Here is a 19522-nt window from a genome sequence, read left to right on the forward strand (position 1 = left end):
TGGTTAAAAAAACTCAGCGTATTACAATAAATTGCCGGAAATTTTAAACCAAATAGAAACATAGATTTAGATTGTAAATAAAGATAATTGTAGAAATAATATTATTTTTAAAATAGATTAACCTATGCGAAAAGTAAAACATCTATCCAATTCTTTTTATTTATTAAAACTAGCTCTATTTCTATGTGGTTAAAAAACAATAACAAATGAATAAAAACATCCTGTCCACAACAAATCTTAGCATTGGCTACAAAACCAAAGCTGCCGTTACTACTATTGCCAAAAACCTCAACTTGAATTTACAAGAAGGAAAACTAATCGCATTAATAGGCGCTAACGGGATTGGAAAATCGACTTTATTACGAACGATTACCGGAATTCAAAAACCTCTGGAAGGTGTTGTATACTTAAACAATAAAAAAGTTACCGACTACGAACCGCTAGAACTGGCTCAAAACCTGAGTATTGTTTTAACCGAAAAATTGCCTCCTAGTAATCTGACTGTTTTTGAATTGGTGGCTTTGGGACGACAACCCTACACCAACTGGATTGGTACTTTGTCAACTGACGATGTTGCTAAAATCAATGAAGCGCTAGAACTGACACAAATCAGTCATTTGGCTACTAAAAAACATTATGAAATCAGTGATGGACAACTACAAAAAGTGTTAGTAGCACGTGCTTTGGCGCAAGACACACCACTTATTATTCTTGATGAACCTACCACACACCTCGATTTATTGCATAAAGTAGCACTGTTTAAATTATTAAAAAAGCTAACAAAAGAAACCAATAAATGCATCCTTTTTTCGACCCACGATATCGATATGGCAATTCAATTAAGTGACGATATGATATTGATGACGCCCGAAAATGTCATTCAGGACGAACCATGTAACTTAATATCCAAAGGGAGTTTCAACACTATTTTCAACGACGAACACATCACATTCGACTCTGAAAAAGGGAAGTTTATAATCCAATAAATTTATTTTTTCAGGAGCATTTTCCAGCTATCCGCTCTATCTTTTATTTTTTAAAGAAAAAAATAAAAGGATGCCGCTTCTATCTGGGCTAGGCTATGGATTTCCCAATACTACTTGATTCCAATCTGTCTTTTTGCTTCCCCAATTACAAAGGCTACCGAGTTGGCAATATTAAAACTTCTGATGTTTTCAGACATAGGAATCTTTAAATGATTGTCAAACTGAGCCAATACTTCCTCACTTAAGCCCTTGCTTTCTTTACCAAAAACCAACCAATCTCCATCTTGAAATTCGATTTCTAAATACGACTTTTGAGCATGAGAACTCATTAAGAAAACACGTGAGCTATCTGGAATAACTGACTTCCATTCGGCTACATTTTCATATTCCGTTACATCAAGATGTATCCAATAATCCAATCCAGAACGTTTTAAGTTTTTATCATTAATAACAAAACCAAAAGGATGAATCAAATGCAACCTGCTTTCCGTTCCTACACACAATCTCCCTATATTCCCTGTATTATTTGGTATTTCTGGCTCTACTAAAACGATGTTTAACATTTATTAATTATTAAAAGATTGAACAATTTTAAGATTGAAAGATTAAATCCTATCCTACTAAATTTCTATTTAAAAATCAGAAACTTCAAGTACTCCACCTGCTTGTAACCCCCCCAGATGTACGTTTCCTATACGAACACGAACCAATCGTAGGGTAGGAAAACCAACAGCTGCAGTCATTTTTCGAACTTGTCGAAATTTACCTTCATTGACCGTGATCGATGCCCAAGTAGTTGGACCATGTCTTTCGTCACGAATTTTTTTCCCTCTAGGACCAAAATCGGGAATTTCATGAACCAAACGGGCTTCGCATTTTTTGGTTCGGTATTTTTCACCATCAAAACCAATCTCAACTCCATCTTTTAGAACATCGATGGCTTCTTGCGTAATCACGCCATCCACTTGCACATAATATTCCTTTTCTACTTTTTTAGACCGAATTTGTTCGCTTACTTTTCCATCCGTAGTCAATAAAAGTAATCCTTCCGAATCTTCATCCAAGCGCCCAATAGCCATAGTGCCTTCGGGAAAATCATATAATTCACCCAAAAGTTTCTTTTTACGTTTCAATTCATAAATGAACTGACTCAAATAACCGTAGGGTTTGTGCAGGATAAAATGATGGTGAGACATACGAATTGTGCTTATTGCTGCAAAAATACATTATTAAACCACATTAATTACCATTCATCTAAAACTCTAATGCATCTTAAAAATCAATATTGAGCGAATCAATTACTGTGTTTTAAAACAGTTCACCTTTCTTAAAAAGAACTATTTTAGATAGAACTTATCTTTAAACCAACTATTTGGATTGTTTTCAATGTATTTTACAATATTAAAATAAGCCTTTTCATCTCTAATAATATGATCATGAAACGAACGGTGCCAAGCAAAATCATCATATCCAAGTTCATGAATTAACTTTGAACTAGTTGTTTTATATGCTCCCATGATTTGTGATAGTGATTTTATTTTCACCACTGGAGTTAATTCAAAACCTGAGCTAATGTTCTCAGCTAAATTCGAATCGATTTCAATTATTGCATGAATATGGTTGGGCATGACCACAAAAGAGTGAAGAACAATATATGGATATTGCTTTTCGATCCATTCCAACTGATTGTTTGCTATAATTCCGAATTCATTTAAAACCATTATGGCGTTTATTTCATGCATATTGGAATTATGTACAAACAAGTCGCTCCTCGTCCCTACTGACACAACATCACCAAAACAACATTCCATGTTTTTTACACAGGATGTGACAAAATACAAATTGTTTCTAGAATAATCATATCCCTTCAATCTATTGCGTTTTCTGCTTTTCATATCAATTTTACATGCTATTTTTTGACTCTACATCCCTTTTGGATCGGCCATACCAAAATTATGCTAACAAATTACAAATTTATTTCCCACTTACAATACACATCTCGTACGGACAGGTCGCGACCTGTCCCTGCGCAAACAATTACACACATCACACGTACGGACAGGTCGCGACCTGTCCCCACGCAATAAAAAACACATTTCAATTGCGCTTCGCAATAAATTATTCTTACTTTTACTACTCTATAAAAACAAACCATTTCATGTCAAATATGCTGCCCTTTTTATTGCTTTTTATCATTGCATTGGCGATTGGAATATTTATCGGAAAACTTATTTTCTCTGCTCGGTTTCAGTCTGAAAAAACAAGTTTAGAAGAAAAATTAATTGCGTTACACTCACAATTTGAACAACAAAAACAGCAGTTTTCAAACGATCGTGCTTTATTCGAAAAACAATTACAAAATAATACACTAGAAAAGGAAAACATTAGAAATGAAAAAGACAGTCTAGCGATACAGCTTTCAAAGAAAGAAGTGGATTTTGAAAATCTATGGGAACGCAACAAAGAACAAAAAAATGAAGTCGAAAAACTACAAGAAAAATTCACCAAAGAGTTTGAAAATTTGGCTAATAAAATATTAGACGAAAAATCAAATAAATTCACGGAACAGAATAAGGAAAATATGAAAAATATCTTGTCACCTTTACAAGATAAGATTCAATTGTTTGAGAAAAAAGTCGAAGACACCCACAAAGAAAGTATTGATTATCATGCCGCTTTACGCCAACAAATTTTAGGCTTACGCGAAATGAACATTCAAATGAGCAAGGAAACCGTCAACTTGACCAAAGCATTGAAAGGAGACAGTAAGATGCAAGGGAATTGGGGCGAACTTGTTCTAGAACGGGTTCTAGAAAAATCAGGACTAGAAAAAGGCCGTGAATACGAAGTGCAACAAAGCTTTACTACTGCCGAAGGAAACCGTGTTTTTCCCGATGTAGTGATTAATTTGCCTGATGGTAAGAAGATGATCGTCGACTCTAAAGTTTCATTGACTGCTTATGAGAAATATATCAACGAAGACGATGACGAATTAAAAAGTAGTTACTTAAAAGAACATGTAAACTCCATAAAACGCCACGTAGAACAATTAGGAAATAAAAACTACCAGGATTTATACCAAATAGAAAGTCCTGATTTTGTATTGCTGTTCATCCCGATTGAGCCTGCTTTTGCCTTGGCACTAAACGAAGACACTACTTTATACAACAAGGCATTCGAAAAAAACATTGTGATTGTAACTCCTGCCACTTTATTAGCTACATTGCGAACGATTGATAGCATGTGGACCAACCAAAAACAACAAGAAAACGCCCTTGAAATTGCGCGCCAAGCAGGTGCGCTGTATGATAAATTTGAAGGTTTTGTAACTGATCTTATCAAAATAGGAAAGAAAATAGACGAAAGCAAAACCGAATATAGTAGCGCGATGAACAAGTTAGTAGAAGGAAAAGGAAACTTAATTACTAGCGTTGAAAAATTAAAGAAAATGGGTGCAAAAGCTAAAAAATCACTTCCAGAAAACGTGATCAATAGAGCCGAAAAAGACGAAAACCAAATAATAAACTAAAACAGAACATGAGAAAATTTATAGGAATTACAATAGGAATACTCATTCTATCAGCAGTGAGCTATTTTAGCTTTTTGTACTACGCAACTTATAGTGAAGGAATACGCTCGGGCGAACTTATAAAATTCAGCCACAAAGGGATGCTGTTTAAAACATGGGAAGGCGAAATATCGCAAGGAATTTCAGGAGCCCAAATTTTCCCGTTTTCAGTACTAGATAGCGATAAGGAAGTCATTGCCGACTTGAAAGAAATGGAAGGACAATATGTAAAAGTGAGCTATGTAGAACGCTATAAAACATTTCCTTGGTGGGGAGATACCAAATACTATATTGTGAAGGTAAAAAAAGAAAATTCTCCTTTTAAAGTCAAATAACATGGAAAAGGTACACAAAACTGTGGCTTCGTCAAACATTAGCATATCAGAGTTAATGTTGCCATCACATACAAACTTTAGCGGCAAGATTCATGGTGGCTATATCCTGTCTTTACTGGATCAAATCGCTTTTGCCTGTGCATCCAAATTCTCAGGTAATTATTGCGTTACAGCATCTGTAGATACAGTCAATTTCCTGAAGCCAATCGAAGTAGGCGAACTTGTAACCATGAAAGCAAGCGTTAACTACGTTGGCAAAAGCTCCATGATTGTAGGAATACGCGTTGAAGCCGAAAATATTCAAACAGGACATATTAAACATTGTAATTCTTCCTATTTTACGATGGTCTCGAAAGATAAAGACGGTACAAACGCTAGAGTTCCAGGACTCATCTTATCTAACTTAGATGAAGTACGTCGTTTTTGCAATTGCTTAAAGCAAATAGCCCTTAAAAAAGAACAAGATAGGCACGAGGAAAACTTCAATTATAGTTCGATCGAAACATTGGCCAGCCTTCAAAAATATAATGTTTTAGTTCAATTGAATTAAAATTCACTGATAAACAGCGCAAAAAAAGGGTTGAAAAATATATTTTTCAACCCTTTTTTTTGTTTCTCAACGCCCCTAGTTGTGGATATTTTTTCGTAACTTTAGTTGAATCCTAAGATTGTATTATGAAAAAAACTATACTCCTACTTTTATTCTTTCTTAGCTCCGGACTTTACGCACAAGATAAAATGAGTACTACAAACGCAATCATTTCGTTTGAAGCATCAGTACCTTATTTTGAAGCAGTAAAAGCTAAAAACGAAGCTGTAAGTTGTTATTTAAATACAAAACGATCTAGCTTGTCTTTTGTAGTCTATGTTAATATGTTCCGCTTTGAACGTAGTTTAATGGAGGATCACTTTAACGCTAATTACCTCGAAACTAAAAAATATCCTAAAGCCACTTTTAAAGGTACGATTGAAAAATTTGATTTCAAAACACTAACAGAAGTCGAAAAAACGTATTCTATAGCAGGAAAAATATTCATTCATGGAAAATCAAAAAACATAAAAGTAGCTGCGAAAATCAAAAAAGGAAAAAACGGAATTGAACTAGATTCTAATTTCACCATCAATACAGACGACTTCAATATTGAAATTCCTTATATTGTACGCAATAAAATTTCGAAACAAGTGACTATAAAACTATATTCTGTTTTGCAATAAGACTATTTTGGTAAACAAATCTTCAATGCTTGTTTCAGGTTTTTGTGCTTAAAAACAAAACCTTCATTTTCTATTTTATCTGATGAGACTCTCCTACCAGTTAAAACAATTTTTGACATTTCACCCATTACTATCTTTAAAACAAATGCTGGAACATTCGGCAACCATAAACTATGTCCAAATAGTTTTGCCAAAGTTCTTGAGAAGCTAGCATTAGTAGTATTATCATTAATAGCAGCATTATAAGGCCCTACTAATTTTGAATTTGAAATAGCTTCCAAGTAAATGCCACACAGATCTTCCACATGTATCCAAGGCATATATTGATCACCAGACCCCAAAGCAGATCCCAAATTCCACTTAAAAAGGGGTACCAGCTTATTTAAAAACCCATCATTCTTTCCCAAAACCAAACCCGTACGAACTTTGACTGTACGAATTCCTAGACTACCTACTCTATCCGTAGCTGCCTCCCATAACTTGCAAGTAACTCCCAAGAAATCATTCGCTTCTGCTGTTTTTTCAGTGCAAATAGCCTTACCATTTATCGCTCCATATATCCCTACAGCTGACGCCGAAATAAAAGCGTCTAATTTTTTATTGTGCTCTCGCAAAACCGAATACATCAATTCAACTGATTTTTCTCTACTCGCTACAATTTCGGCCTTTCTATTTTTTGTCCATCTTTTAGCCGCGATGTTTTCGCCGGCCAAATGAATGATGTAATCTGCTTGTAAAATAGCCTCTTTTTCAATCTGCTGCTTAGCAACATCCCAAGTGTAATAAAAAATTGTGTCAGAATTCTCTTTTTTTCTCCTACTTAATATAGAAACTGTATATCCGTTTTCAATCAATAACGCCGTTAAGTTTCTTCCCACAAACCCAGTACCTCCGGTAATTAAAACATTTTTTTTCATGACAATTTACAGCTAATGATTAATAATAAACAAATATACGAAATAAATTTTTGTTTAACTTTAACTATATTTAATTAAACAATAACTATCTTTATACTCTAATTTGAAATTTTCAAGAAAATGGCAACAAAAAAAGCAATACTTAGTAAAGACAAAATAGTATCCATGTATATGGATTACACATTGGAAAATAATGAAAAACCAAAATCAGTATACCAATTTATGAAATTAAATGGACATACTGAAAATGAATTTTATTCCTTTTTTGGATCCATTGAAGGAATCGAAAAAGAAATATATGTGGTGTTTTTAGAAAAAACAGTCGAGCTATTACATCAAAACAAGGACTACGAGACTTATGACATGAAAACTAAAATGCTGAGTTTCTATTTTACTTTTTTCGAATTGTTAACCGCTAACCGTTCGTATGTTGTGATGAGTCTAAAAGCACATCAAAATCAATTAAAAAATTTAATGCAGCTGTCTGATTTAAGAGTTGTATATAAGGACTATGTACTTTCTATTTTAACGGATGATTACCGTATTAAAAATGAGAAAGTACAAGAATACCAAGAAAAAGCAATTAGTGAAGGTTCTTGGATACAATTTTTAATGACCCTGAAATTCTGGCTAGAGGACTCTTCACCAGCATTTGAGAAAACAGATATTTATATCGAAAAATCCGTCAAAGCCACCTTCGAATTAATGAATATAAGTCCGCTTGAAAGTTTAATCGATTTTGGGAAATTTATGTTTAAAGAAAAAATACAAAAAAAATCATGAAAACGATAGACTACATCCCTACTTCAAAAATCGAGAGAGCAACAAAATTAGTGCAAACAGGCGCTAAGGTTGGTGTAAACTACTTGAAATATTATGGCGAAAAAATGGTCAATAGTGATCTTACTCGCGATAAATTAAATGAAGACAATGCCGAAGATATTTATGACGGACTAAAAAGCCTGAAAGGTAGTGCCCTTAAAGTAGCGCAAATGCTAAGCATGGACAAGAGTTTCTTGCCTCAAGCTTATGTAGAGAAGTTCTCATTGTCGCAATTTTCTGTTCCGCCATTATCAGCACCTTTAGTTTTAAAAACATTCAAATCTAATTTAGGTAAAACCCCTTATGAAATATTTGACGAATTCAATGCAACCTCTGTCAATGCAGCAAGTATAGGCCAAGTACATCATGCAGAGAAAGACGGTAAAAAACTAGCCGTAAAAATTCAGTATCCCGGAGTTGCTAATAGCATTTCGTCCGACTTGGCTTTGGTTAAACCTATCGCGATAAGAATGTTCAATCTGCAAGGAAAAGATTCTGATAAATATTTCAAGGAAGTAGAAGATAAATTAATTGAAGAGACTAATTATTTACTAGAACTAAAGCAAAGTCAAGAAGTTGTTGCTGCTTGCGCAAAAATTGATAACTTAACTTTCCCTAATTACTACCCTGAGTTTTCATCAGAGAAAATAATTACAATGGATTGGATGACAGGAGTTCATTTATCTGAATTCAAAAATACAAATCCTGAAATTGCTAATAAACTAGGACAAGCATTGTGGGATTTCTACATGTACCAAATTCATATTCTGAAAAAAGTGCATGCTGATCCGCATCCAGGGAATTTCTTGGTAAACGATAAAAACGAATTAGTAGCACTTGATTTTGGATGTATGAAAACCATTCCAGATGACTTTTATGTCCCTTATTTTGAGCTTATCGACGACAAAGTAATCAATGACCCTGCATCATTTAGTGCTAAATTGTTTGAACTTGAAATATTACGTGCAGATGATTCTAAAGACGAAATTGTGTACTTCACCCAAATGTTTTATGACTTACTGTCTTTGTTTACGAAACCGTTTCAGTCTGAAAATTTTGATTTCTCAAACGAAGAGTTTTTCAACGATATCGCACAATTAGGAGAACGATTTTCAAAAGATACCAACCTAAGAAAGATGAACGGTAATCGCGGTTCTAAACATTTTATCTATATGAATAGAACCTTCTTTGGGCTGTATAATTTAATGTTTGATTTGAAAGCGACTATTGTTGTTAACCAATATGAAAAATATAGATAATGGAAAGAGTACTCGATGACCTTGATAAAGATAGAATCATAGAGATGGCTTGGGAAGACCGAACCACATTTGAAGCAATACAAATGCAATTTGGTTTAAAAGAGCAAGAAGTGATTGACTTGATGCGTACCGAAATGAAGCCGTCTAGTTTTAGAATGTGGCGAGCGCGAGTTCAAGGACGAAAAACAAAGCATGAAAAATTACGTGACTTTGCAAAGGGCCGCTTTAAATGCAGCCGACAACGACAAATAAACAATAATAAAATTTCGAAAAGATAACTACTACATGAAAAACATACTTATCATAGGCGGAAGCAAAGGAATAGGAAGCGCTATTTTAATGCAGCAATTAGAACAAAATAAAGTGTACAACATCAGCCGCAACGCTCCTGATCTTACGCATCCTAATTTAATACATTATTCTATTGATGTATTAAAAGATACTCTGCCAGATCTAGAAGCCATTGACACTTTGATTTACTGCCCAGGATCAATCAATTTAAAACCCATTGCGAGTTTGAGTATTGATGATTTCAGAAATGACTTTGAGATCAACGTGATTGGAGCGGTAAAAACCATTCAGAAATATTTACCTGTTTTAAAGAAGGGAACTAATCCTTCTATCGTTTTATTCAGCACTGTTGCTGCAAAACTAGGAATGCCATTTCACGCTAGTATTGCGACTTCAAAAGCGGGTGTAGAAGGATTAGTTAAATCGCTGGGAGCCGAGTTGGCATCGGTAGTACGCATCAATGCCATTGCTCCCACGATTACCGAAACAACTCTTGCAGCTGGCATTTTACGCAACGACCGCATGAAAGAAAATATGGTAGAACGCCACCCGATGAAAGGCTATTTGAAGCCTGAAGAAGTAGCTGGAATGGCCGACTTCCTAATTTCGGAAAAAGCCAAATCGATTTCTGGACAAGTTTTTGAAATGGATTATGGAATCGTATCTTTTAAAATATAAGCACCACATAAATTGCAATAACCAAGCACATGATTAAACAAATGAAAAATTACGAAAAAAAAGAGCACTACAACACGGATACCACTACCGTATTAACCGAAAATTACAAAACAATCATTCATGGTTTAGGCGAGGATGTTACCCGTGAAGGAATCTTAAAAACACCCGAAAGAGCGGCAAAAGCCATGCAATTTTTAACGCACGGTTATTCATTAGATCCTTTAGAAATATTAAAATCGGCACTATTTACAGAAGATCATAGCCAAATGATTGTGGTTAAAAATATTGAAGTATATTCGATGTGTGAACACCATATGTTGCCTTTTTTCGGGAAAGCACATATTGCTTACATTCCTAACGGTAAAATTGTAGGGTTGAGCAAAATTCCTCGTATTGTAGATGCTTACGCACGCCGCATGCAAGTACAAGAACGATTGACTGACCAAATTAAAGATTGTATTCAAGAAGCGCTACAACCACTAGGTGTTGCCGTGGTAATTGAAGCACAACACATGTGCATGCAAATGCGTGGTATTGAAAAACAAAACTCCTTTACAACCACTTCCTCTTTTACGGGTGCATTTGAAAAAAATAAAACTAGAAAAGAATTCATCAGCTTGATTTCTAATAAATTGAGTTAAAACACAAAAACCATGAAAATTCTCTTAACAGGCGCAACAGGTTATATCGGGAAACGACTTTTACCTATTTTGGTAAATCAAGGACACGATATCATCTGTTGTGTGAGAGATAAAAACAGGTTTTATATTCCGCTTGAATTAAAAGACAAGATCGAAGTAATTGAAGTTGATTTCTTAAAAAAAGAAACTTTAGAAGCGATTCCCATAAACATTGATGCTGCTTATTACCTCATACATTCCATGTCTACTTCCAGCAAAAATTATGATGAGCTAGAGCAGCAATCAGCAGAACATTTTGTTGCTACAATAAATACCACAACGGCTCAGCAAGTGATTTATTTGAGCGGCATTGTCAATGACAATTCCTTGTCTAAGCATTTATCTTCCCGTAAAAATGTCGAAAACATCCTTAGTAAAGGCACAGTCCCTTTAACCACTTTACGTGCCGGTATCATCGTGGGATCAGGGAGTGCATCTTTTGAAATCATTCGGGATTTAGTCAACAAACTTCCGGTCATGATTACGCCCAAATGGCTCAACACTCGTTGTCAGCCCATTGCTATAAATGACGTACTTGATTTTTTATCCAAATCTCTTTTAAACCCCATTACTTATAATCAAAGTTTTGACATTGGTGGACCTGACATCCTTACGTATAAAGAAATGTTATTGGCTTTTGCCAAAGCACAAAAACTAAAACGATGGATATTTACCGTTCCCGTTATGACACCAAAGCTTTCCTCCTACTGGTTGTATTTTGTAACCTCAACTTCTTATAAACTCGCTTCGGCCTTGGTAAGCAGCATGAAGGTTGAAGTCGTTTGTCGTGATACTAAAATCAATCAATTATTAGATGTCAAACCCATGAGTTACGAGCAAGCTTTATCAAGAGCCCTGATCAAAGTAAACGAAGATAAAGTAGCCTCAAGTTGGAAAGATTCTTTAGTAAGTGGGCGTTTTAAAACCAATATTTCGACTTATTTAAAAGTTCCAAAGAAAGATTGCTTCATCGACCGAAGAAAAAAAGAAATCATCAACCGAGATTTTACCATTAACCAAATCTGGTCTATCGGCGGAGAAACCGGTTGGTATTACGGCGATTGGTTGTGGGATTTGCGCGGCTTTATCGACAAACTATACGGTGGCGTGGGCTCTAGACGAGGCCGAACAAATAAACACTCCATTCACGCTGGGGATGCCCTAGATTTTTGGCGCGTTTTATACGCCAATAAAGAAGAAGGCAAACTCATCCTTTTTGCCGAAATGAAACTCCCAGGCGAAGCTTGGCTAGAATTCAAAATCATTGGAAACACCTTGTATCAATCGGCTACATTTAAACCAAGAGGCATTTGGGGAAAATTATATTGGTACGCCGTCTTGCCCTTTCACGGTTTTATTTTTGAAGGAATGCTGAGTAAGTTGATTAAATAGTTTTTTCAGGAGCTTTATCCAGCTATTTGCTCTATCTTTTCTTTTTTAAAGAAAAAAAGAAAAGGATGCCGCTCCTATCTGGGCTAGGGATTTAGTGCTCTATAAACATTTTGCTCAAAAAATGATATAAAGTTCATAAAATAAAACCATTAGGTAATTAAGAAAAATTAAGTGTAATACTTAATGAAACTTAATTCCCTACTGGTTTACGAAAAGAAACGTAAATGTTAAAATCATTTCAGTATTCCTGCTTTATAAGTCGCAATCGCTCTATCTCGAGCCATCGCATGTTCAACCATTGGTTGTCCATAACCTAAATCGAATTCAGGAATCCATTGGCGAATATAAATGCCTTTTTCGTCAAACTTTTTCAATTGAATCTCAGGATTAAAAACTCTAAAATAAGGCGCTGCATCACAGCCTGTTCCAGCTGCCCACTGCCAGTTCCCTACATTGGCCGAAAGTTCATAATCCAATAGTTTTTCGGCAAAGTAAGCTTCGCCCCATTGCCACTGAATGAGTAAATGTTTGCACAAAAAACTCGCTACCACCATACGTACACGGTTGTGCATATAGCCAGTTTCGTTGAGTTGACGCATACCCGCATCCACCATAGGATAACCCGTAGTTCCTGTACACCAGCGTTTGAATTCTTCTTCATTATTGCGCCATTCTATTCCATCATAAGCTGGTTTGAAATTGTGGGTCATCACTTTGGGGAAATTATACAGAATTTGCATAAAAAACTCTCTCCAAATCAATTCGCTTAAGAAAACGGCATTCTTTTTAGCAGCCCAATTCACTAATTTTCGTACACTCACAGTCCCAAAACGCAAATGTGGCGATAAATACGAAGTGCTATCTATGGCAGGAAAATCACGTGTTTCGTGGTAATTAGCAATTTTAGTAAGGTTGTGTGGTTTTACTTTGATCGTACTTTCAACAAAACCTATTTGCGTTAAACTCAAAAATTCAAAACTACTTTTATAAAAACTTGAAAAGTGCGCAGCGCAATCAAATTCGGTTACAGGAGCGTTGCTATTGTATTTTTCTAACCATTTATTTTTATAAGGCGTGTACACCGTATAAGGTAAACCATCGGCTTTTGTGATTTCGAGTGCTTCAAAAATCACTTGATCTTTGCATGAATTTACAATCGTATTTTTTGTTTCTAACAGTTCCCTAATGGCAGTATCGCGAGCTATTGCATAAGGTTCGTAATCTTTATTATAGAAAACTTCTTTGACATCATACTCGTTGATGATCTCTTGCCAAACAGCAGCAGTTTTCCCTTTTTTGATTAAAAGTGAACTTCCTATTTCTTGTAATTCGGTATTTATTTTAGCCAATGAATCATGGATAAAACCAACTCTTGCATCATCACTAGGCAAACTATCCAAAATAGCATCATCAAAAATAAACAAGGGAACTACAGGAAAATCAGACTGCAAAGCCTGAAACAACCCCACATTATCTTCTAAACGTAAATCACGACGCAACCAAAAAAAAGTTACTGCTTGCTTACTCATTATTTTGAATTGAATAATTTGTCGACCATTTTTTCTCTATGTGCAAAAATTTCATTCAATTTTCCCTTTACCACCAAGGTGTTCATGATACGTCCAAGGATTCCTAAAGGCAATCCATAATGGACAACATCAGTCATTTTAACCCCTGTTGCTGTAGCTTCAAAAAAATGTTTATGATGCCAGAAAGAATAAGGCCCAAAACGTTGTTCGTCTATAAAATAACTTTTGTCTTGTACTGATGTAATTTCAGTAGTCCAAGACAGCTTCAAACCCGCTAAAGGCGATACTTTGTATTGAATAATTTGACCTGGATACATGCTTTTACCATCGTAATCCGTGATTTGAAAACCCATGTTTTCGGGTGTTATTTTTTGCAAGTTTTTTGGACTTGAAAAAAAAGACCAACATTCGTCTAGACTTGCATTGACATATTGTACTGATTCTTTTTTATAGAGTTTCATGATAAGAATTATTTAAAAATGTAGGAGAATTGCGTGAGGGATAGTAGTGGAGCTCTTTTTTATCCATTGTCTCGGGTCTAAACCCGAGACAATGGATAAAAAAAGCGGGAACGAATAGCCCGACCCGATGATCCCGATAACTATCGGGATTGTCGGGTCACGCCCAAAATAGTTTTACATTTTGTAGTATTTGAAAGGTACAAATAGCATTCCGAAGCACTCGCCGTCTTCTTTTCCTAGATGTTTATGGTGTACTTTATGGGCTTTTCTAAGTCCTACTAAGTATTTATTTTTGGTGTTTTTGAACCATTTAAAACGTTGGTGAATCAATACATCGTGAATCATGAAATAGCAAAAACCATAGGTGGTAATTCCAAGCCCGATAAAGAACAAATAATTGAGTCCCCCCTCTACACCAAAGTAAAAAAGTACGATGCTGGGAATGGCAAAAATGACAAAGAAAATGTCGTTGCGCTCAAATGGGTGTGCGTATTTTGGTTGGTGATGATCCTCGTGAAAATACCACATGAGTCCGTGCATTACATACTTGTGCGTGAGCCAAGTCACACATTCCATAAAAAGGAAAACGCTTATGAAAATTAAAAAAGATATCATTGTTGTTTTATTTAAAAGTAACCGTTATTTTATGATTTTTTAACCACATAGAAACATAGATTTTGTAATTTTTTTGAAAGTCGTTTCACTTTTTTATAGAAAACCATAACGCTGTGAACCCAAGAATTGGGCTATCTAACTCTGTTTTTCTATGTTTCTATGTGGTTGAATTTTTTGTTTGGTTGTTTATTTTATTTTTATATTAAATCCAAGTGATTAAAAGATATAATTTCTATACTAATTTCAATTTATAAGTTACAAATGACTGAGCCAAAAGTCCTGCCTTGGTGTAATTTGATACTCGGATTCTAGCATTACCAATTTCGTGATAAGGGGTGTTTTTTAACTTTTTGAGTAATTTTTTGTAATACACATAAGCGGTATAAACCCCAAATTTAGCTTCGATAGGGAGTTTTCTAATCCCTTCATAGGCCACTCTAAAATCTTCTTCAATTTCAGCAATAATCTGCGCTTTTGCTTTTTCATCAAATGATTTCAAATCGACACCTGGAAAATAGTTACGGTTTAAAACCAAATTATCATCTTTCAGGTCTCTTAAGAAATTTACTTTTTGGAAAGCAGAACCTAGCCGCATGGCTTCCCCTTTTAGCTGTTCGTAACGCGTTGCATTTCCTTTTACAAAAACCTTAAGGCACATTAAACCCACCACATCAGCAGATCCATAAATGTAATCCTCGTACTCATCCTGCGTATCATAATCAGACTTTACCAAATCCAATTTCATACTTTTCAGGAAGGCCTGAACGAGATCATCAGTGATGTTATTTTCCTTTACAGTTTGTTGAAAAGAGTTCAAAATAGGATTTAAACTAATTCCTGCTTTGAATGATTTATAATATTCTTTTTCGAAATCATTAATCAAATCTTCTTTGTCAAAACCGTGGAATGAATCCACAATTTCATCGGCAAAGCGCACAAAACCATAAATGCTGTAAATCGCATCCCTGATACTTGGCGAAAGCATGTATACCGCTAATGAAAATGAAGTACTGTAGTTTTTTGTTACTAGCTTACTGCATTTGAACGAGACGTCATCAAATAATTGCTTCATAATTAAGATTCTTTAAATTACTTTTTCTATTAAGTCTGCTACTAATTTACCGGAAATCAAGGCCGGTGGCACTCCTGGTCCTGGAACCGTTAACTGTCCCGTAAAATAGAGGTTATTGACTTTTTTACTTTTTAATTTTGGTCTTAAAAAAGCAGTTTGCAATAAGGTATTGGCCATTCCATAGGCGTTACCTTTGTACGAGTTGTACTCTGATACAAAATCGTTTTTGCAAAAAGACTCTTTAAATATAATGTTTTTTTTGATGCTTTGTTGCGTTAAACGTTCAAAACGATCTATAATTTTATCAAAATACGCTTCACGCAAGGCCTCCGTATCTTCAATTCTTGGTGCTAGCGGAATCAAGAAAAAACCCGATTCCATTCCCTCCGGCGCTGCGGTTTTATCAGTAATTGATGGGAAATTAGCATAGAACAAAGGTTCTTTTGGCCATTGTGGTTTATCATAAATATCAACCGCATGCTGCTTGAAATCGACATCAAAAAACAAGGCGTGGTGTGAAATATTTTCTATTTTTTTATTGAAGCCTACATAAAATAATAATGAAGAAGGTGCAAACACACGGCTTTCCCAATATTTTTCAGAATAGGCTCTGTGCTCTTGATCTAATAAAGTTTCGGTATGGTGGTAATCGGCACCACTTAATACAATGTCCGAATCAATGCGTTGCCCATTAACAATGATTGCCTTGGCAGTTTTGTTTTCGACAATTATTTTTTCGATTGCGGCATTCGTATGAAATGTCACACCTAACTCCCTTGCCAAAGTTTCCATGGCATTCACCACATCAAACATTCCTGTTTTAGGATGCCAAGTCCCTAGTCCAAAATCGGCATAATTCATAAAACTATAAAAAGAAGGCGTATCAGATGGTTTAGCTCCTAAAAACAGCACCGGAAATTCTAAAATTTGAATTAGTTTTTCATTTTTAAATTTCTTGCGAATGTCTTTACTAATGTTACTAAAAAATTGCCCCACTTTCATGGCGGTATCCACCGTTACTAACTCTAAAGGCGACACTCCAGGACGATACACTAATTCCTTGATTGCAATATTGTAATTACTTTGCGCTTCCATCATGAAATCATGCAAAATTTTGCCACTCCCCTTTTCAATTTTCTCAAAGGTTGCTTCAATTTCGGCAAGATTATCTGCAATGGCAATAAACTCATCTACTCCATAATAAACACGATACGCAGGAGAGAGTTTAATGAGCTCGTAATAATCAGTAGTTTTTTTACCAAAATCAGCAAAAAAACGATCAAAAACGTCAGGCATCCAATACCAACTTGGCCCCATGTCGAAGGTAAAACCTTCTTTCTTTAGCTGTCTTGCTCTACCACCTATAGCAGCGTTTTTTTCGTAAACCGCTACTTCGTGACCACTCTTTGCTAAATAACAAGAAGCCGAGAGCGCAGAGAAGCCAGAACCTATAATTGTAATTTTCTTTTTCATTTGTTTAGCAAATATACGAAAAGATTAAACAAAAAATCAAAGTTTTTCTACTAATTCTGAAATGGAATGAAAAAGCACCACATTATCTTGGAGTTTCTCCATTTCAATAAACTCAACTAATCGTCCAATATACCAAAGTGACGTAGTTTCATCAAGCAACTGTTCTTGCATCTCATCGACATATTCATTGATCAGGCTGCGTTCCGGCTGTACAGTTAAATAAGACAAAAATACTATCGATTGAAAATGCTTTTTAAGGTCTTTTAAATTTTCAATAGGCATGCTTTCGCCTAGATATATAGCTTTGTAGCCATGTAAAAGCACTTCGTAATTCAAATACATCAATCCTAATTCATGGATCTCGTTCATAGGGAGTGAAAGCACAAAAACTTTATCTGTTCTAGTAGGTTTTTGAGACTGCAATTTTTCTATGTTTACAACAAGTTTCTGCTTGATTAGGTAACTCACAAAATGCTCGTGTGCCGGCGAAATAGTATCCGTTTGCCACAACAACCCCAATTCATTCATGAGCGGAATGAACACTTGGTGAAAAACCTCTTTGAATGATTTTTCAGCAATTAACCAGTTGTAAGTATTAAAAAAAAGCTCTTGATCGAAGTTCATCATCGCCATCTTAAACGCACTAATCGCATGGTTTTTAGCATTTTTAGACGAAGTTATTTCACGTACAAGCGAGGGTATTTTATCTTCAGAATAGGCCGCTATCTTAGAAATTTTATAGCCATGATCATGCAATAAAGTAATATTTAACAGCTTCTGTAAACTAGCCAAATCATACAACCTTATATTTGTATCAGTTCGCATGGGTTGCAAAACATTATACCTTTTTTCCCAAATTCGAATAGTATGTGCTTTGATCCCAGAAAGGTTTTCTAGGTCTTTTATACTGAACACATTTTTTACATTGTTTATCATTTATCGAAATTTAATAAACAAATATAGTTTAAAAAATTGAAATAAATACTAAAAACATTTTTTACAGTGCTACATGCTGAAAATCATTAAGCTTTTCTAAATGCAAAATAGTCTTTGAATTATCAGTACTTCTAGAGTACATTGACTCAAACTTAGCTCCATAAACCACTTCTTCAAAAGTATAAGAAGTACGAATTGCCACCGTATTGCTAAACATATCATCAAAGGTTTTGACATAAACTAGAATTTCACCGTGTAGGTTAGCATAATCTTCTTTGGTAAAATTATACAGCGGGCTATCCTCATTTATAGGATGCACTAAAGTCCAACTTAAATTAAGCGCACTGATTTTTTGCAATTCTAAGTCGAGTGCATAAAATCTATTGACCACTTTACCATCTTCCTCTACATTCATTCCTAGAGTCATTTGCGCTTCGGCATCACTAAAATTAGTGTTTTTATATGGAGTCAATCGAATCATCAAGCCAGTACCATTCCCATAAGGAGCGACAACTGCATTGTGAGAAAATTTAAGAAAAGCTGTTGGCCTACTAAAACGTCCAAAAAACAAACCCGTTGCAATTGCAAAACTCAACAACCCCATAAGCGCCTCAGCGGCAGATAATGCACTAGTTAAAAACCCAACTGGACTAATATGACCATATCCCACAGTTGTAAAGGTTTGTGCACTAAAAAAGTATGCTTTACCAAACTTCTCAAACTCATTGTCAGACAAGGCAATTCCGTCTAAATGCTCAATTCCTAATCCATAGTATATTAAGGCAAAAACAAAATTGATACAAATGTAGAACAACAAAATAATGGTCATGAACTTCCATCGTGGCATCTCGATCATTGTATGATACCAACTAATGCGATGCAAAGCGTGCATGCCTCGCTTTTCTATATTGGCCGAGCCGTTTTTATTTACAAAACGCCCACCATAACTGTTTGCATTAGTACCAAATCCGGTATTTTGCTCTGCTTTTGCTTTCAAATTAATTCTGTCTAATAATGCCATTCTACGGTAATTCTTTGTCTGTAAAATTAAACAAAAAATGCCACTATCAGAATTTCCCACTTCTATTACTAAAAAATCAAAAATACTGTCACAAAACTGCTCAATCTTCAGCGCAGCATTATTCTTAAGTGATTAATCTTAAATTCGAATTAAAATTAAATCACCTTTTAATAAATGCTAAAAAATAATGAGTACTTATACCGAACAAAAATATAATATAAACCAATTTTGATAATTGGTTTTTTTATATTATATTTGGTCTATATTATAAC

The 19522-nt window shown here is 35.0% G+C and carries 22 protein-coding genes; 11 read left to right on the forward strand and 11 right to left on the reverse strand.

From position 1 onward, the window contains the following. Nucleotides 1–206 precede the first annotated feature (206 nt). Nucleotides 207–986: an ABC transporter ATP-binding protein gene (locus H8R24_RS16280; RefSeq protein ID WP_187021203.1), complete on the forward strand. Its 780-nt coding sequence runs from the start codon at nucleotides 207–209 to the stop codon at nucleotides 984–986. Nucleotides 987–1096: 110 nt separating this feature from the next. On the opposite strand, the gene H8R24_RS16285 is transcribed toward H8R24_RS16280, so the two are convergent. From H8R24_RS16285 to H8R24_RS16295, 3 genes are all read right to left on the reverse strand, one after another. Further along, nucleotides 1097–1549 carry a tRNA (cytidine(34)-2'-O)-methyltransferase gene (locus H8R24_RS16285; RefSeq protein WP_187021205.1) on the reverse strand — a complete coding sequence of 151 codons (453 nt, stop codon included), beginning with the start codon at nucleotides 1547–1549 and terminating at the stop codon, nucleotides 1097–1099. Between the two features lie 69 nt (nucleotides 1550–1618). Further along, nucleotides 1619–2182, reverse strand: coding sequence for a pseudouridine synthase (locus H8R24_RS16290; protein WP_187021207.1), 564 nt, complete (start codon nucleotides 2180–2182; stop codon nucleotides 1619–1621). A 141-nt stretch (nucleotides 2183–2323) separates the two neighbouring features. Further along, nucleotides 2324–2881, reverse strand: coding sequence for a transposase (locus tag H8R24_RS16295; RefSeq protein ID WP_187021209.1), 558 nt, complete (start codon nucleotides 2879–2881; stop codon nucleotides 2324–2326). Between the two features lie 263 nt (nucleotides 2882–3144). Between H8R24_RS16295 and rmuC the strand changes: the two genes are divergently transcribed. The 4 genes from rmuC to H8R24_RS16315 all read left to right on the forward strand — a co-directional run bounded on the left by rmuC (nucleotide 3145) and on the right by H8R24_RS16315 (nucleotide 6104). Continuing rightward, the gene (rmuC, locus tag H8R24_RS16300; protein ID WP_187021211.1) at nucleotides 3145–4515 is read left to right on the forward strand and encodes a DNA recombination protein RmuC; all 1371 of its coding nucleotides are present in this window, start codon (nucleotides 3145–3147) and stop codon (nucleotides 4513–4515) included. A gap of 8 nt (nucleotides 4516–4523) precedes the next feature. Continuing rightward, nucleotides 4524–4889 (forward strand): 6-phosphogluconate dehydrogenase, encoded by a 366-nt coding sequence (locus H8R24_RS16305; RefSeq protein WP_187021213.1) that lies wholly within the window; start codon nucleotides 4524–4526, stop codon nucleotides 4887–4889. Nucleotide 4890: 1 nt separating this feature from the next. After that, entirely contained in the window at nucleotides 4891–5439 is a 549-nt protein-coding gene (locus H8R24_RS16310) for an acyl-CoA thioesterase (protein ID WP_187021215.1), read from the forward strand. A 125-nt stretch (nucleotides 5440–5564) separates the two neighbouring features. Next, nucleotides 5565–6104, forward strand: coding sequence for a YceI family protein (locus H8R24_RS16315; RefSeq protein ID WP_187021217.1), 540 nt, complete (start codon nucleotides 5565–5567; stop codon nucleotides 6102–6104). Between the two features lie 2 nt (nucleotides 6105–6106). Here the strand turns inward: H8R24_RS16315 and H8R24_RS16320 are convergent, their stop codons facing one another. Next, nucleotides 6107–7021: a TIGR01777 family oxidoreductase gene (locus H8R24_RS16320; protein WP_187021218.1), complete on the reverse strand. Its 915-nt coding sequence runs from the start codon at nucleotides 7019–7021 to the stop codon at nucleotides 6107–6109. A 120-nt stretch (nucleotides 7022–7141) separates the two neighbouring features. Between H8R24_RS16320 and H8R24_RS16325 the strand changes: the two genes are divergently transcribed. From H8R24_RS16325 to H8R24_RS16350, 6 genes are read left to right on the forward strand one after another with little or no spacing between them, the layout of a single operon-like run. Further along, the gene (locus H8R24_RS16325) at nucleotides 7142–7804 is read left to right on the forward strand and encodes a TetR family transcriptional regulator C-terminal domain-containing protein (protein ID WP_187021220.1); all 663 of its coding nucleotides are present in this window, start codon (nucleotides 7142–7144) and stop codon (nucleotides 7802–7804) included. Then, a complete protein-coding gene (locus H8R24_RS16330) occupies nucleotides 7801–9102 on the forward strand; it encodes an ABC1 kinase family protein (protein ID WP_187021222.1) in 1302 nt (433 codons plus the stop codon). Before H8R24_RS16325 ends, H8R24_RS16330 begins: the two co-directional genes overlap by 4 nt. Continuing rightward, complete coding sequence (locus tag H8R24_RS16335; protein ID WP_187021224.1) at nucleotides 9102–9380, forward strand: TIGR03643 family protein; 279 nt, start codon at nucleotides 9102–9104, stop codon at nucleotides 9378–9380. Before H8R24_RS16330 ends, H8R24_RS16335 begins: the two co-directional genes overlap by 1 nt. Nucleotides 9381–9387: 7 nt before the next feature. Next, nucleotides 9388–10071: an SDR family NAD(P)-dependent oxidoreductase gene (locus tag H8R24_RS16340; protein WP_187021226.1), complete on the forward strand. Its 684-nt coding sequence runs from the start codon at nucleotides 9388–9390 to the stop codon at nucleotides 10069–10071. A gap of 41 nt (nucleotides 10072–10112) precedes the next feature. Continuing rightward, complete coding sequence (gene folE, locus H8R24_RS16345) at nucleotides 10113–10712, forward strand: GTP cyclohydrolase I FolE (RefSeq protein ID WP_222617420.1); 600 nt, start codon at nucleotides 10113–10115, stop codon at nucleotides 10710–10712. 12 nt (nucleotides 10713–10724) lie between these two features. After that, entirely contained in the window at nucleotides 10725–12143 is a 1419-nt protein-coding gene (locus tag H8R24_RS16350) for an SDR family oxidoreductase (protein ID WP_187021230.1), read from the forward strand. A gap of 233 nt (nucleotides 12144–12376) precedes the next feature. Here the strand turns inward: H8R24_RS16350 and H8R24_RS16355 are convergent, their stop codons facing one another. The 7 genes from H8R24_RS16355 to H8R24_RS16385 all read right to left on the reverse strand — a co-directional run bounded on the left by H8R24_RS16355 (nucleotide 12377) and on the right by H8R24_RS16385 (nucleotide 19250). Further along, the gene (locus H8R24_RS16355) at nucleotides 12377–13672 is read right to left on the reverse strand and encodes a cryptochrome/photolyase family protein (protein ID WP_187021231.1); all 1296 of its coding nucleotides are present in this window, start codon (nucleotides 13670–13672) and stop codon (nucleotides 12377–12379) included. Beyond that, nucleotides 13672–14133 carry an SRPBCC family protein gene (locus H8R24_RS16360; RefSeq protein ID WP_187021232.1) on the reverse strand — a complete coding sequence of 154 codons (462 nt, stop codon included), beginning with the start codon at nucleotides 14131–14133 and terminating at the stop codon, nucleotides 13672–13674. The genes H8R24_RS16355 and H8R24_RS16360 overlap by 1 nt, the downstream gene beginning before the upstream one ends. A 174-nt stretch (nucleotides 14134–14307) precedes the next feature. Then, nucleotides 14308–14748, reverse strand: a complete 441-nt coding sequence (locus tag H8R24_RS16365; RefSeq protein ID WP_187021233.1) for a sterol desaturase family protein — start codon at nucleotides 14746–14748, stop codon at nucleotides 14308–14310. Between the two features lie 232 nt (nucleotides 14749–14980). Further along, nucleotides 14981–15820, reverse strand: a complete 840-nt coding sequence (locus H8R24_RS16370; protein WP_187021234.1) for a phytoene/squalene synthase family protein — start codon at nucleotides 15818–15820, stop codon at nucleotides 14981–14983. 12 nt (nucleotides 15821–15832) lie between these two features. Further along, nucleotides 15833–17293, reverse strand: coding sequence for a phytoene desaturase family protein (locus H8R24_RS16375; RefSeq protein WP_187021235.1), 1461 nt, complete (start codon nucleotides 17291–17293; stop codon nucleotides 15833–15835). Nucleotides 17294–17329: 36 nt separating this feature from the next. Continuing rightward, nucleotides 17330–18229 carry a MerR family transcriptional regulator gene (locus H8R24_RS16380; protein WP_187021236.1) on the reverse strand — a complete coding sequence of 300 codons (900 nt, stop codon included), beginning with the start codon at nucleotides 18227–18229 and terminating at the stop codon, nucleotides 17330–17332. A 61-nt stretch (nucleotides 18230–18290) separates the two neighbouring features. After that, entirely contained in the window at nucleotides 18291–19250 is a 960-nt protein-coding gene (locus H8R24_RS16385) for an ion channel (RefSeq protein WP_187021237.1), read from the reverse strand. Nucleotides 19251–19522 lie beyond the last annotated feature (272 nt).

The sequence above is a fragment of the Flavobacterium muglaense genome, assembly GCF_014305155.1.
GTDB lineage: Bacteria > Bacteroidota > Bacteroidia > Flavobacteriales > Flavobacteriaceae > Flavobacterium > Flavobacterium muglaense.